The 14,938-nt window shown below is 63.2% G+C and carries 5 protein-coding genes; all 5 read right to left on the reverse strand.

The annotated features are described in order from the left end of the window. Positions 1-140: 140 nt before the first annotated feature. Positions 141-3,131 carry a TonB-dependent receptor gene (locus HUT07_RS05315; RefSeq protein WP_176020053.1) on the reverse strand — a complete coding sequence of 997 codons (2,991 nt, stop codon included), beginning with the start codon at positions 3,129-3,131 and terminating at the stop codon, positions 141-143. Positions 3,132-3,561: 430 nt separating this feature from the next. Further along, entirely contained in the window at positions 3,562-6,414 is a 2,853-nt protein-coding gene (locus HUT07_RS05320; RefSeq protein ID WP_176020054.1) for a TonB-dependent receptor, read from the reverse strand. Between the two features lie 181 nt (positions 6,415-6,595). Continuing rightward, positions 6,596-8,629 (reverse strand): prolyl oligopeptidase family serine peptidase, encoded by a 2,034-nt coding sequence (locus HUT07_RS05325; RefSeq protein ID WP_176022483.1) that lies wholly within the window; start codon positions 8,627-8,629, stop codon positions 6,596-6,598. A 158-nt stretch (positions 8,630-8,787) separates the two neighbouring features. Further along, positions 8,788-11,595, reverse strand: coding sequence for a TonB-dependent receptor (locus HUT07_RS05330; protein WP_176020055.1), 2,808 nt, complete (start codon positions 11,593-11,595; stop codon positions 8,788-8,790). A 361-nt stretch (positions 11,596-11,956) separates the two neighbouring features. Next, positions 11,957-14,752, reverse strand: coding sequence for a TonB-dependent receptor (locus HUT07_RS05335; RefSeq protein ID WP_176020056.1), 2,796 nt, complete (start codon positions 14,750-14,752; stop codon positions 11,957-11,959). Between the last annotated feature and the right edge of the window lie 186 nt (positions 14,753-14,938).

A 14,938-nucleotide genomic window follows, 5' to 3' on the forward strand; every position in this document is an offset into this window, starting at 1 on the left:
GTGGGCCGAACAATACGCCGCCGGCCCGGACTGCAAGGGTGTCGAAGGTCATGGCCGGGCGCAAGGGGGCCTTGCCGGCACCGGGAAAAGACAGACCCGGCAAAAGCCGGGTCTGTCGGGGTACTACATCTGTTACCGGATCAGAACTTGTAGGTCGCACCCATGTACATGTAGCGGCCGATGTTGTCGTACATCGCCGAACCGACGTCGGAGCCGAAGTAGTTCACCGGCGGATCCTTGTCGAAGGCGTTGTCCACGCCCAGGTAAACGTCGATCTTGTCGCCCGGGAAGCGGTAGCCGAACTGGAAGTTGTGGTAGACGTACGAGCCGTTGCGGATCGGGCTGGTCTGGCCCGGGTTGGCCTGGTAGCTCTTCGGCTGCACGCGCAGGTTGCTGCTCACGTAGTTCAGGTCCCACGACGCACGCCACTGACCCAGCGAGTACTTGGTCTGCAGCGAACCGCGCCAGCGCGGGTCGGTCACCCAGGTGACGTTCTCGTCGTACTCGGTCGGGAAGTCCTGGAAGGCCCATTCACGCGACTGCAGCAGACGGGTACCGACCAGGCGGATCACTGTGTCGCCCTCGGCCAGCTTGAAGCGGTAGTCCATTTCCAGGTCGACGCCGACGCGACGCGAGCGGGCCAGGTTTTCGTTCAGCGCAACCCAACGGCTGATCGAATGTTCCGGGAAGGTACGACCGCCCGCGTCGGTCTTGCCACCGACCGGTGCGCGCTCGATGAAGCCGCAGAAGCTGTTGTTGATGCCCCCCGGCGAATCCACGCAGCGGGTGGCGTTGGTCTGTGCGGTCACTGCACCGATGGCGTCCTTCAGGCTGATCCACCAGTAGTCCACGGACATGCCGAAGCCCTGCAGGAATTCAGGCTGCCAGACCAGGCCATAGGTGAAGCTGCGCGCGCGTTCCGGCTTCAGGTTCGGGTTGCCGCCGCTGACGCCGGGGCGGGTTGCGGTGTAGGTGTCGACCCAGCCGACCGGCACGCCCAGCGCCGAGCAGTTGGCCTGGCGCAGCGCCGGGTCCGCCGCGGTGTTGGGGCGGTTGGAGTTGGTGGCCAGGTAGTTGCAGGGATCGTTGACGGTGGCGAAGTTCTCGCTCTGCGGGTTGTACAGTTCGCCGATGCTCGGCGCACGCACCGCCTGCGACAGGGTGCCGCGGGCGCGCAGGGACGGGATGATGGTCCAGTCCAGGCCGACCTTCCAGGTGGTGGTCTTGCCGATGCTGCTGTAATCGGACCAGCGACCTGCAGCGTCCATGGTCAGGTTGTAGATGCCCGGGATGTCGGCCAGCAACGGAACGGTGGCTTCGACAAACGCCTCGCGCACGTCGTACTTGCCCATCCGGTTGGGGATCGCATTGAGGAAGGTCAGGCCCTGCGCTGCCAGCGGATCGGTGATCTCGCGGCTCTTCTCGCGGCGGTATTCCACGCCACCGGCCACGCCGACGTCGCCGGCCGGCAGGCTGAACAGCGAGGCGTTGGCCAGCGAGGCGCTGAACACCGACTGCTGCAGGCGCGAATAGTTGAACGAATCGACGTTCATCCAGTCGCGTGCCGCCTGGGTCACTGCACCGTTGCCGAACACCGAGAACGGTACGCAGCCTTCGCGGGCGAACTGCGAGTACACGCGGTTGCCGTTGTTGGGGTTGGTTGCGTTCGGGTTGAGCGTGGTACGGCAGACGATCTGGCCGGTGGACGGATCGACCACGGTGTCCAGGCCCGCCTGCCAACGCTCGTTGATGCGGTTGTTGAGGTTCCAGCGCTTGACTTCGCTCTGGCCCCAGTTGCCGTACACGTCGTAGGTCCAGTTCTCGGTGAGGTTGCCCTCGACGCCGAGCACGAAGCGCTGGGTGTTGCGCTCCACGTGCTCGCCACGTTGGCCGGCATCGACGTTGAATCGGCTCAGGGTCAACTGGCTGGCGCCGTTGGCGGCCATCAGCGCGCGCAGCTGCGGCGAGACGTAGGCATTGTCGCGCTGGATGCGCAGGGTCTGGTCGAACGACGGCTGGGCCAGGAAGTCCGACACGGTCTCGGTGTACTTGCCTTCGAAGTACAGGCGATGGTTGTCGGTCAGGTCGAAGTTGACGACCGCGTTGACGCTCTTGCGGTCGAAGCCAGGCTGCAGATCGGCGACCGAATTGAGATCGGCGAAGTCGCAGTTGACGCAGCTGGTGGTGCTCGGCATCACGCCGTCATAGCGCTGCGGGCGATAGGTGCCGTCCGGGTTGAACTGGTAACGGTTGCCCCAGGTCGCCTTGTTGGTGGGCGAGAACGCACCCAGGGTGAAGGTGCCGCCGAAGGAGATCGAGTGGTTGCCACCCGGGCCGCTGAGGACGGTCTGCGGATTGCTTTCGTTGGAGGGCTTGGTCGGGTCGTAGTTCGGGTTCGGCACCGACACCAGGAATTCATTGCCGATCGCGCGGTCGCTGCGGACGAAGCGGTCCTGCTTGCTGTATTCCAGTGCGATCGCGGCGTTGCCGCGGCCGTTGGCGAAATCGGTGCCGGCCGAGGCACTGATGAAGGACCGGTTGAAGCCGCCTTCGCTGGCCATGCCGGTCTGGGCGCGCACTTCGGCGCCATCGAACGACTTCTTCATGATGAAGTTGACGACGCCGGCCACGGCATCGGCGCCGTACACGGCCGAGGCGCCACCGGTGATGACTTCAACGCGCTCGATCCACTCGACCGGGATGGTGTTGACATCCACCGCCGAGGAGCCGGAGGTCGCGCCGACATGGCGGCGACCATTGACCAGTACCAGCGTACGCGAGGTGCCCATGCCGCGCAGGTCCATCAGGCCCACGCCGGCGGTGCCGATGAAGCGGGTGGAGTTGCCCAGCGTATAGGTCGGGCTCAGCGCCGGCAGGCGCGCCATCAGGTCGCCGATGTTGTTGGCGCCGGTGGCGCGGATTTCTTCGGCGGTGATGGCGGTGACCGGCGAGGGAGTCACGAAGCCGGTGCGCGCGATGCGCGAGCCGGTCACGCTGACGCGGTCCAGGTCGATCGGGTTGCTGCCGGAGCTGGCCTCCTGGGCCAGGGCCGGTGCCGCGGCAGCCATCATCAGGCCGGCGAGCAGAGCGTTGGTCAGCGGGTGGCGACCGGGCGTGCGGTAGTGCGTCATCAGGTGAATCCCCCTAGTGGAAAGAGATCGACCACCTCCGTGTGTTTGTTATGTGAATGTTCATGTGTCGTCCTGACGTTCATCGAACCTAACACGGGCTTAACGGAAAAAGCATGGTTCCGTCACATTTCTTTGCGGAATAAGGGTTTTCACATCATCAAATTGCAACAATTACAGTGCCTTAGTCTCAGTTGTGATGGATGAATTTTGTTTTCCCGGAGATATATGAATGGGGTGTTAAGGGGCGCTTTGCGCAAGCTGGCGGTTGTAGCGCCGTGCATGCCGTTCTCCCGGTCTCCCTGGCCTCCTTCGGACGACATGGCCAGCCAGGCTGTCGTCGGGCCAGTGGCGAAAGCAGAAGGGATGCAGGCCCAGCAAAAGGAAAGGGCGGCTTGCGCCGCCCTTTCCGGGTACTGCAGTTACTGCTGGATCAGAACTTGTACTTCAGGCGTACGAACGGGGTGCGGCCGTAGTAGTCGTACTGGGTGGCGAAGGCCGGTACGTTGCCGTAGCGGGAATCGGCCACGCCGGTGGAAACCAGGGGCGGGGTCTTGTTGAAGATGTTGCTGACGCCCACCAGGATTTCCCAATCGGCCTGCGCGTAGCTGACAGACGCGGTGTGGTAGATGCGCGAATCAGCCACGATGTCACGGTAGGAGTTCGGACGGCCCTGGTAGGTGAACACCGGATCCAGATCGATGTCTTCGGTCTTGTGGATGTAGGTGGTCAGCCAGTTGTACGACCAGTCGCCACGGGTCAGGCTCAGTGCCAGGTTGCCCACGACCTTGGGACGGCCGATGTCGCCCAGCAGCTCGGAGGATTCCAGGCCGCTTGCAGCTGCGCTGGAGAACACCTGCTGGGTATCTTCGATCGTGTAGGTCACCTGAGTCTCGGCCGAGAACTTGCCGAACGAGAAATCGTGGTCGAAGTTCGCGGTCAGGTCGTAGCCACGGGTACGCTGCTTGTTGATGTTGATGAACTTGTTCTGGATCTCGGTCACCGCATACGGCTGGGTAGCAGTGGCCGAATTGCGGGTCAGCAGATCGCAGTAGCTGTTCGGGTACACCGTGCCGCCGTAGCAGCCGCGCAGGACGTTGGTGCTGCCCAGCTGCGCGATTTCATTGCTCACTTCATAGTCGAAGTAATCGATGGCCACGCTCAGGTTGGCGAAGGTCGGGGTGAACACGATACCGGCGGTCTTCGCGCGCGAAGTTTCCGGAATCAACGAGTCACCACCGCCCTGGCGGTACACCGTGCCGCTGCTACCACCACCGGCATAGTTGGCCGGAATCCCTGCGGCCGCGCAGTTGGCCTGGTAGTTGGTGTTGGAGCTTTCACCCCAGCGCACGCACGGATCGTTCGCCTGCGAGAAGAAACCGGTCTCGTTGCCCAGGTACAGCTCATACAGGCCCGGGGCGCGATAGGAGGTGCCGATCGAACCGCGCAGGCGCAGCGACGGAATGATCTGCCAGTTCACGCCGACCTTCCAGACGTTGTCCGAATCGGCCACGTTGTCGTACTTGAACACGCGGCCCGAGGCGTTGATGCTCAGCGATTCCACCGCCGGCAGGCCCTTCAGCAGCGGCACATCGACTTCGACGAAGGCTTCCTTGACCTTGTCGTTGCCCTTGGTCACATCAGCCGAGGACGAGCCCCAGATGTCGCCGGTGCGGGACAGTTCGCTCGGCTGGTCGTTGAGCGAGTAGTAACGGTACTCCAGGCCCGCGGCGACGCCCACTGCACCGGCCGGCATCTCGAACAGATCGCCGCTGACGATCGCGTTGATGGTGGCCTGCTTGTAGATGGTCTTGCCCCAGTCCCACGCACCCAGCTTGTCGACCAGCTCGTCGACCTTGCGGCCGCTGAGGTAGTCCGGGTCGAAGTAGTTCACTGCCGGCGGTTCGTCGGTGTAGTCCAGGTCGCCGCTCTTGGAGGCCTGGATGGCCAGGTTGCCGTATTTGCCCTTGGAGTGGCTGAAGTTCGCGTTGACTTCCCACGCCCAGGTGTCGGTGCCCTTGAACAGGCCATCAAGCTTGGTCGCGGCGTAGAAGTAATCGACGGTGATGTCCTGCTGCGACTTGAACAGCATCACCGGGTTGGCGACGATCTGGGTGCCCGGAACGTAGGCATACGGGAAGAACTGGCGCCAGGAGAACGTCTCGGTTTCGCGGCGGTTGAACAGGAACTGGGTCTTCCAGTTGACCGAATCGAAGCCGAAGTCGGTGGCCAGGTAAGCCGTCTTCCGCTCCTGCTTGTTGATGATGTGGCCCTGTCCCCAGCGCTCGAAGTTCACCGGCTCATCGTAGAAGGCCTGGCCGCGCGTGTAGTTCTGGGTGGTACGCGGGCGGTAGCCCGGCAGTGGGCCGACGGTGCTGCCATCGCGCGACGGCACGTAGCGGGTGCTGCCGATGTCGACCACGTTGTGCAGCATGTTGTTGCAGTTGGCCAGCGGCGTACCGGCATTGAGCGAACGATCCTCGCGGTCGATGCGGTTGCCGTCGGCGTCCTTGATCAGGTCGTTGCTGCAGTTGAGGAAGTCGCGGTCGCCGCGGGTCAGCTCGTTGTGCTGATACCACTCGACGGCAGCGATGATGCTGCCCTTCTCGAAGTTCCAGCCGTTGGCCAGCGACGCCGAGAACACTTCACCGCCGCCCTCGGTAGGCACGCGGCCGGTGACGGTCAGTTCCGGACGCTCGATGTTCTTCTTGGTGATCAGGTTGACTACACCAGCCACGGCGTCGGAGCCGTAGATGGAGGACGAGCCGTCCTTCACGATCTCGGCGCGCTGCAGGATGGCGGTGGGAATGACGTTCAGGTCGAAGGCGCCCACGGCACCACGGGTACCGGCCGGGCCCGGACGCTGGCCGTCCAGCAGCACCAGGGTGCGGTTGGCGCCCAGGCCGCGCAGCGACACGGTCTGCACGCCGGTGCCGCCGTCGACGACGAAGCCGCCGAACTGGTGGGTGATCTGCGTTTCAGCCGAACCGATGGCCGACTTCTGCAGGAACTCGGCGACGTTGACCTGGCCCTGCTTGGCGTTGGTCTCGGCGTTGATGGTGAACACCGGCGAGGTGGTTTCGTAGTCCGCGCGGCGGATCAACGAGCCGGTGACGGTGACCTTGTCAAGGTCAGTCGCACGCTGGGTGGAGGAAGAAGTGCTTGACGCCTTTGCTTCCTGCTGGGTGGTCTCCTGGGCCAGTGCCGGTGCGACCTGGAGGCAGGCCAGCACAGCGAGAGTCAGTGGTACGCGGCTTGGCTTGTTATGGCGGTTGGCGTTGCGCATTTCGTCGTGATCCCCACTTGTTATGCTTCGGTTAATGGAGTGTATGTGCGGCGTAAAGTAAATGCAACATGAATGGATATGTGTCGTAACTTATTGTTGCTAAGGGGAAATTCAGGAATACGGGCATTAAAAAACCCCGCCGGTTGAGCCGGCGGGGTGGGGGATCGGGCTTCCTGCCGGGTTACAGGCCGCCTGGTCCGCAGTCCTTGGCCAGGTAGTCGGCCATCAGGGTGAGGGTCGTCTGGAAGTGGCGCGGGTACCACGGCATGCTGTGCGGCATGTCGGGGATCAGTTCGAACCTGGCCGGCACCTTGCCCTGGACGGCGGAGTAGAAATTGCGGGCATGGAACGCCGGCGTGCGCACATCACGGTCGCCGACGAAGGTCAGCAGCGGAATGGTCGCCTTGGCCGTGTTCTGCATCGGGTCCATGCCCTTCACCGTGCGGCCCTGCAGGATGCGCTGCAGGCGGTTCTGGCTCCAGGACGTGCCAAGCCGGCCCAGGTCGGTGACCGGTGCACCGGCGATGGCACATTGGTACGGCGACGGGCTGCGCACGGTGGCTGCGGCCGCGGCAAAGCCGCCGTAGGAGTAGCCGAAGATCGCGATGCGATCCTTCGCCGCGATGCCCTGCGACACCAGCCAGGCGGCACCATCGTCCTTGTCATCCTGCATCTTCTGGCCCCACTGGCCATCGCCGGCCAGCCACAGCTTGCGGCCCAGGCCGGAGCTGCCCCGGTACTGCGGGCGCAGCACGGCGTAGCCGCGCGAGGTGAAGAAGGGTACCCAGCCGGACACGTCCCAGCCCGTGTAATCACGCGCCCACGGCCCGCCGTGCGGGTGCACCAGTGCCGGCAGTGGGCCGTCGCCCTGCTTCCAGCCTGCCGGCAGGTCGAGGATTGCCGGGATCTGCTGGCCATCACGGGCGGTGTAGGTCACCCAGCGCTGCTCGCCGATCTGCTTGCTGTCCACCCACGGGCGTTCGTTGCCCAGCGGCATCACGTCCTTGCGGTCGGCCAGGATGTAATAGCTCTTCGGGTTGCGGTTGCTTTCGGTGGTGAACAGCACCCGCGAGAGGTCGTCGTTGTAGCCGGTGATGTAGACGGTCAGGCCCGGATAGGCCTTCTGCAGGCCTTCCTGCAGGCCCTTCATCTGCGGGTCGACATAGATCGCCTGGCGCTGCGGTCCATCAATGTAGAAGCCCAGCACCTGGTTGAAGTTGCTCTTGCGGGTGCCGAGGATCAGCGAGCTGATGGAGAAGGTCGGGTGGGCGGCCAATGGCTCCTTGTCGAACTCTTTCTTGATCGGGTCGTACAGGCGGGCCTGTACCAGATCGGAAAACTGGTCGGTCAGCACATACAGCTTGCCGCTGTCATCGTCGATGCCGACCACGTCTACCGTGTAGCGTTCGCTCAGCTTGGTGGTGAGCGGCGCATGCACCTCGAACTGGCCGGCGCCGTTCTTGATCAGCACGCGCTGTTCGAAATCTTCTGAACCGCTGGATTCGATCTGGGTCTGGGTCACCACTTCGCCGGTGCGCGGGTGGAACAGGCCCGGGGTCGTGCGCGAGCTGCCCTTGAACAGCAGTTCGGTCTGGCCGGTGCGCAGGTTGAAGCGGTAGTAGTTGGCCTGCAGGGTGGCTTCATTGAGCTGGTTGATGATGACCCGGTCCGGGTCCAACGGCAGCAGGTGCACCAGCGAAGCGGTACCGGCCAGCTCCAGGCAGCGCAGGGTATCGGCACTGACGCCCAGGGTTCGCGTGTTGCTTGCAAAGGCCTCGTCGAACTTGGCCTGGCTGGCGTCGGTCAGGTAGGCCTTGGTCAGGAAGGTCTTGGTGGCGCCGGTACTGTTGCCTTCGCCGCAGCCGCCCAGCTTGCCGGTCCACTCCTGGCGGCTGATGACCAGGTTCCGCCCCGCCTTCAGTGCACTGGCAGCGATGAACTTCATTCGATCGCCGGACGGGGTGATGGCCACCGGGCCCGCGGCGAGGTTGTCCAGGTTCCAGTTGGCCAGCGCGGTATCGGCATTGTTGCTGCCGGGGGCGGCGATGATGGCGACCAGTTGCTTGCCGTCGGCACTCATCGTGACCGACTGCAGTGCGGGAATCTTGGCGAAATCCTCTGCGGGCAGTGGCGCGGCAGCGGCGTTGCCGATGCACAGTCCCAGCAGCAGCGTGGCGGCGGTACCCAGGCGGGCGGACTTGTAACGGGGTTGCATCATCAGAGGTTCCTTGTGGCAGAGCACGGCAACATGACCTGAAGATGAACGAAGCCCAGCATTCCGTCAACTCAGCGTGAAGAGGTCCGTTGTCCGGTGGCAGCCCAAACGAAGAGACCCCGCCGAAGCGGGGTCTCAGGCGCTGCAGTGCGGGTGGCTTACTTCTTGCCGAACTCGTACTTGGCCTGCACGTAGATCGCACGGCCGTACGGGTTGTAGATGTTGCTGTTGTAAGGCGCACCGATGTTACCGGCGTAGCTGTGGGCCTGGCCGTCGGGCATCTTGTTGAAGACGTTGTTGACCATCATCGACAGGGTCAGGTTGTCCATCGCCTGGTAGTTCACGCTGAGGTTGTAGGTGGTGTACGAGCCCCACTTGCCGGCCTCGTAGCCCGACGGATGCACGTAGTCGTAGCCCTTGCCTAGGTACGCCATGCGGTTGGGCGTCTTGCCGATGTAGTTGAAGTACAGCGTGGTGGTCCACTTGTCCTTCGCCCAGCCCACCGCGCCATCTGCACGTACCTTGGCGTACTGGTCGTAGTTCCACATCGCGTACGGATCACGCAGCAGGTCCAGGTAGTCGTCGCCCGGCTGCGGCTGCAGTTCGCGCTTGATCATGTTGGTGTAGTTGCTGGAGAACTGCAGCGCACCGAAGCGGCCGATGTCCTGCACATACTTGAAGCTGGCCGTCACCGCCTGCAGGTTCTGGCTGGCGATGTTCATCTTCGGGGTGTAGATCTGCTCCAGCTTGCCGGTGCCGTCACGGGTGATCCAGTCGCTGACGTTCTGGCAGCTGGCCGAGGTGTTGTTGGTCTGGCCGTTGCGGCAGTAATACTCGGCCAGCAGCAACTGGTCGGAACTGAGGGTGTTGACCTCGTTCTTGATCTTCCAGTTGTAGTAGTCGACCGACACCGACAGGTTGTTGATGGGGGCCCACACGATGCCGGCGTTCCAGACATCGGCGGTGATTGCTTCCAGGTCGGGGTTGCCGGACTGTTCGCCGAACACCGATTCATTGGCGTACGGGCAGCCCACGGTGTCGCTGGGGTTGAAGCCCAACTGGCCACAGCGGTAGTAATCCACCGAGCTGTTGGCGTAGTAGCCGCTGCGGCCCTGGAACGCGTCGGACAGGCTGGGCGCGCGGAAGGCGGTGCCGTACTTTCCGCGGAACAGCAGGCTTTCGATCGGGCGGAATTCCACGCCGATGCTGTAGGTCGATTTGTCGACGGTCTTGTCGGCGATCTTGAAGGCGTCGTAGCGACCCGAGGCGGTCACGGTCAGCGACTCCAGCAGCGGCATGCGCAGTTCGCTGGTCAGCGCATAGTTGCTGCGATGGCCGGCGCCGGCAACCGAGGTGGTGCCCCATACGCTGCCATCAAGCAGCCGCTGGTCCGGTGTATACGACCAGCCTTCGCTGCCGGCTTCGGCCACCACGGCCAGGCCTGCATCGCCGCCGGGCAGCTTGAACAGCGAACCGTTGGTGATCTGCGCACGGCCCAGGTTCTGCCAGGTGCGGCTCTTGTTGTAGGTGAAACCGGTGAAGGTCTGGAAATCACCCGCCGGCAGCGGCGAATAGAACGCGCCCCAGTTCGGGTTGTAGATGTTGTAGCCGTCGTCGGTAACGCCCAGCACCGGGCCCAGCACACGGTCTTCGAAGTAGCTGTCGATCTCGTTGGCCCAGCGCGCGAAACTGCGCTCGGTCAGCTTGTACTCGCCGCGGCTGAAGCTGGCGCTGTAGTCCCAGTTGCCGACGTTGCCACGACCGCCCAGTGTGACCTGGTAGGCCTTGTTGCGGTCGGTACTCATGATGTCGCGGTAGCCAGCGCTGCTGATGTCCTCGGGCGCGAACGCGCGCTGCAGGTTCATGTACTCGCCGCTGGCCTGGTCGACGAAGGCGCCAAAGCCCACATCGCTACCCCAGAAGGCATAACCCGAACCAGCGGTGTACTGCACTTCTTCCAGGCTGTAGAGCGCGTCTGCGAACAGCTGGAAGTTGTCGTTGACGTCGAAGGACATCGACGAATAGATCTGGCTGCTTTCCTTGCCGTTCTTCAGCGTCTTGTAGCCGGCGCTGAAGGGCGAGCCACAGGATTCACCGACGGCACGCGTGCCAAGTACGGTGGTGCCGCCGAACTGGCCGGCCACATTGGCGCAGCGGCTCGGGTCCATCATCACGTAAGCGTTCTGCTGGTCCGGCAGGTAGACCAGGAAGTCGTTGGTGGGAACCTGCGGCGTATAGCCCTTGGTGTTGTTCTGCTTGGTCAGGTCGCGCTGGTAGCCCCAGATCGGGCTGCTCTTCTCGTACTGCACGTTGACCAGCGCGTGGAAGCGGTCATCGAAGGCGTTGAAACCATGTGCGCCACTGACGCGGAAATCGTTGCCGCCGCCCTCGGTGTAGCCGCCGCCGCGTACGTTCAGCACGCCGCCGTCCATGCGGTCCTTGAGGATGATGTTGACCACACCGGCGATTGCGTCCGAACCGTACAGCGACGACTGGCCGCCGGGCAGGATCTCGATGCGCTCGACGATGTCGATCGGGATGCCACTGAGGTTGTTGAAAGTGTCGCTGCCGTTGTAGAGGGCAGGGTAGGACAGCATCGGCCGTCCGTTGATGAGGTACTTGGTGTAGCTGGGGCTGAGGCCGAACATGCCCGAGGCTTCAGCGCCCTGGGTGAACGAAGCGGAAGTCTGGCCGCCCTGCAGGCCGCCGGTGGTCAGCGAGTTCTGCTGCAGCACCTCGGCCACGCTGGTGAAGCCGCGGGTCTGGATATCCTCCGCGGTGACGGTCAATACCGGCGTGTGGTTCTCGATCTGCGTCTGCGGAATCAGTGAGCCGGTGACGGTCACGCGTCCGAGATCGGTGGGGGTGTTGTCCTGGGCGAGCGCGGTCGCGCTGCTGCTGGCCAGGATCAGGCCGCTGAGGACGGCGCGGGTGAGCGGGTGACGCGGGAAGCCATTGCGAGACATGCGGTACTCCGTGTGGTCGTGAGAAACGCGTTTTCCCTTTCCTGGGAACTCATGGATGGTTCAGCAGCCTGTAGATGCAGAACGGCGGCGTTTTTCGAACGTAACACACGCTTAACTTGTTTTTCGCGGCTCTGTCGCGCTCCCGCAATCGCTCGCGGTGAGTTAATAAAAAAATCTTTAAAAACAATTTGTTGCGACATCGGTACGAATTTGCCGAGTGTGGCTTAATGAATATCTGGTAAACGATAGGGCATTTAACAATCGAGATATTCATGCGCTGATCGATGCGCGTATGTCGCGGCAAAAAAAGGCCCCGCCGAAGCGGGGCCTGGTCCGGAATCAAACCCGGAAAACGACGGGATTACTTGCCGAAGTCGTACTTGGCCTGCACGTACATGGTGCGGCCGTAGACGTTGTACAGGTAGTTGTTGAACGGCGTGCCGGAAGTACCCTGGTAGCTGTGGGCCTGCTGCTCGGGCATCTTGTTGAACACGTTGTTGACCATCAGCGACAGGGTCAGGTCATCCTGCACGCGGTAGTTCACGCTCAGGTTGTAGGTGGTGTACGAAGCCCACTTGCCTGCCTTGTAGCCCGACGCGGCATGGGTGTACTCGTAGCCGTTCAGACCTGCCAGGTAGTTCGGGGTGTGGCCGATGTAGTTGGCGTACAGCGTGGTGGTCCACTTGTCCAGCGACCAGGCCACCGACGCGTCGGAACGGACCTTGGCGTAGCTGTCGTAGTTCCACATCGACTTCGGGTTGCCCAGCAGGTCCTGGAAGGCCTCGCCCGGCTGCGCCTGCACTTCACGCTTGAGCATGTTGGTGTAGTTGCCCGAGAACTGCAGCGCACCGAAGCGGCCGATGTCCTGCAGGTACTTGAAGCCGACGGTCACGGCCTGCAGGTTCTGGCGGGCCACGTTCATCTTCGGGGTGTACAGCGAGCTCAGGTTGCCGGCCGAATCACGGGTGACCCAGTCAGCCACGTTCTGGCAGGTGGCCGAGGAGCCGTTCGGCAGGCCGTTGCGGCAGTAGTACTCGGCCAGCAGCAGCTGGTCGGTGCTGGCCGTATCGACTTCGTTCTCGATCTTCCAGTTGTAGTAGTCGGCCGAGATCGACAGGTTCGCCATCGGCGCCCAGACGATGCCCGCATTCCAGACGTCGGCGGTGATCGGCTCCAGGTCCGGGTTGCCGGCACGCTCGGAGTAGACCGAGACGCTGTCCGCGTAGCGGCAGGCGTCGGTGTTGCCCGGCACGTAGCCCAGCTCGCCGCAACGGTAGTAGTCGGTCGAGTTGGCAGCGTAGTAGCCGCTGCGGCCCTGGAACGCGTCGGGCAGGGTCGGCGCGCGGAAGGCGGTGCCGTACTTGCCGCGGAACAGCAGGCTTTCGATCGGACGGAACTCGACACCCACGCTGTAGGTGGCCTTGTCGACGGTGTTGTCGGCGATCTTGAAGGCGTCATAGCGACCCGAAGCGGTCACCGTCAGCGACTCCAGCAGCGGCATGCGCAGCTCGCTGGTCACCGCGTAGTTGCTGCGATGGCCGTTGCCGGCAACAGCCGACGAGCCCCACACATCGCCGTCCAGCAGGCGCTGGTCCGGGCTGTAGTCCCAACCTTCGCTGCCGCCTTCGACGACCACGGCCAGGCCGGCGTCACCGCCCGGAAGCGCGAACAGCGAACCGTTGGTGACCTGCGCACGTGCCAGGTTCTGCCAGGTGCGGGCATGGTTGGTGGTGTAGCCGGTGAAGCCAGCGAAGTCTTCCGGCGCGATCGGCGAGTAGAACGCGCCCCAGTTGGTGTTGTAGATGCCGAAGCCATCCTTGGTGCCCAGCTGCGGGCCCAGCACCTTGTCGGCGAAGTAGCTGTTGATGGCATTGCCGAAGCGCTGGAACTTGCTTTCATCCAGGCGGTATTCGCCGCGGGTGAAGCTCAGGCTGTAGTCCCAGTTGCCGACCGCACCCTTGCCGCCCAGGGTGACCTGGTAGGAACGGCTCTTGTCGTTGTTCAGGATGCCCTTGTAGCCTTCGCCGCCGATGTCTTCCGGAGCGAACGCGCGCTGCAGGTTGACCAGCTTGCCCGACGCCTGGTCGTAGAAGCCGCCCATGCCGCTCTTGGTGCCCCACCACAGGTAGTTCGAACCGGAGGTGTATTCGGTCTTTTCCTTGCTGTACAGCACGTCGGCGAACAGCTGGAAGTTGTCGTTCACGTCGAAGGTCATCGACGAGTAGAACTGGCCGCTGTCCTTGCCGTTCTTCAGGGTCTTGTAGCCGGCGCCGAAGACCGAACCGCAGGACTGGCCGGTCGGGCGGTTGGCCAGCACGGTGGTGCCATCGAACTGGCCGGCGACGTTGGCGCAGTTGCTCGGGTCCATCATGTACAGCGCATTGGTCTTGGCGTCGATGACGGCGAAGTCGTTCGACGGCAGCTGTGCGGTGTAGCCGTGGGTGTTGTTCTGCTTGGTCAGGTCGCGCTGGTAGCCCCAGATCGGGTTGCTGCTTTCGATCTGCACGTTGACCAGTGCATTGAAGCGGTTGTCCAGCGCCGAGAAGCCGTGGGCGCCGCTGATGCGGAAGCTGCTGCCGCCGCCTTCAGTGGTGGTGCCGCCACGCACGGACAGGCTGCCGCCTTCCATGTGGTCCTTCAGGATGATGTTGACCACGCCGGCGATCGCGTCCGAACCGTACAGGGAGGACTGGCCACCCGGCAGGACTTCGATGCGCTCGACGATGTCGATCGGAATGCCGCTGATGTTGTTGAACGCGTCGCCGCCGTTGTACAGCGCCGGGTAGGACATCATCGGGCGGCCGTTGATCAGGTACTTGGTGTACCCCGGATTCAGGCCGAACATGCCAGCGGCTTCAGCGCCCTGGGTGAACGAGGCGGAGGTCTGGCCGCCCTGGATGCCGCCGGTGGTCAGCGAGGACTGCTGCAGCACTTCGGCGACGCTGTTGAAGCCGCGCGACTGGATCGCTTCGGCGCTGATGGTCATGACCGGCGTCTGGGTCTCAACCTGGGTCTGCGGGATCAGCGAACCGGTGACGGTGATCTTGTCCAGGTTGGTGGCCTTGTCCTGGGCCATTGCCGGCGAGGCGGCAACCAGGGCGGAGATCAAGGCGACAGCGAGGGTGTTGCGACGTGCGGAATTGCGAAGGTCTTTCATGTAGTTCCGTTCAGAGAGCAAATACGAGTACGGCACTGCGCATGCGCCATCGTGCGTGCCGTACAACCAGCAACGCAGCCCAAAACCAGTGCTCAGCGAACGTAACATGAACTTAACAATCTGTGCACGAATCTGTAGCAATCCTGAATTTCAGTCAGGCTACGTCCAGCTTGTATGATGTTGGGT

The organism is Stenotrophomonas sp. NA06056 (assembly GCF_013364355.1).
Taxonomy (GTDB): Bacteria; Pseudomonadota; Gammaproteobacteria; order Xanthomonadales; family Xanthomonadaceae; genus Stenotrophomonas.

Bases quoted from the DNA above. Each gene is read 5' to 3' on its own strand.
- HUT07_RS05315 (WP_176020053.1), bottom strand. From the start codon at position 3,131: ATGACGCACTACCGCACGCCCGGTCGCCACCCGCTGACCAACGCTCTG.
- HUT07_RS05320 (WP_176020054.1), bottom strand. From the start codon at position 6,414: ATGCGCAACGCCAACCGCCATAACAAGCCAAGCCGCGTACCACTGACT.
- HUT07_RS05325 (WP_176022483.1), bottom strand. From the start codon at position 8,629: ATGCAACCCCGTTACAAGTCCGCCCGCCTGGGTACCGCCGCCACGCTG.
- HUT07_RS05330 (WP_176020055.1), bottom strand. From the start codon at position 11,595: ATGTCTCGCAATGGCTTCCCGCGTCACCCGCTCACCCGCGCCGTCCTC.
- HUT07_RS05335 (WP_176020056.1), bottom strand. From the start codon at position 14,752: ATGAAAGACCTTCGCAATTCCGCACGTCGCAACACCCTCGCTGTCGCC.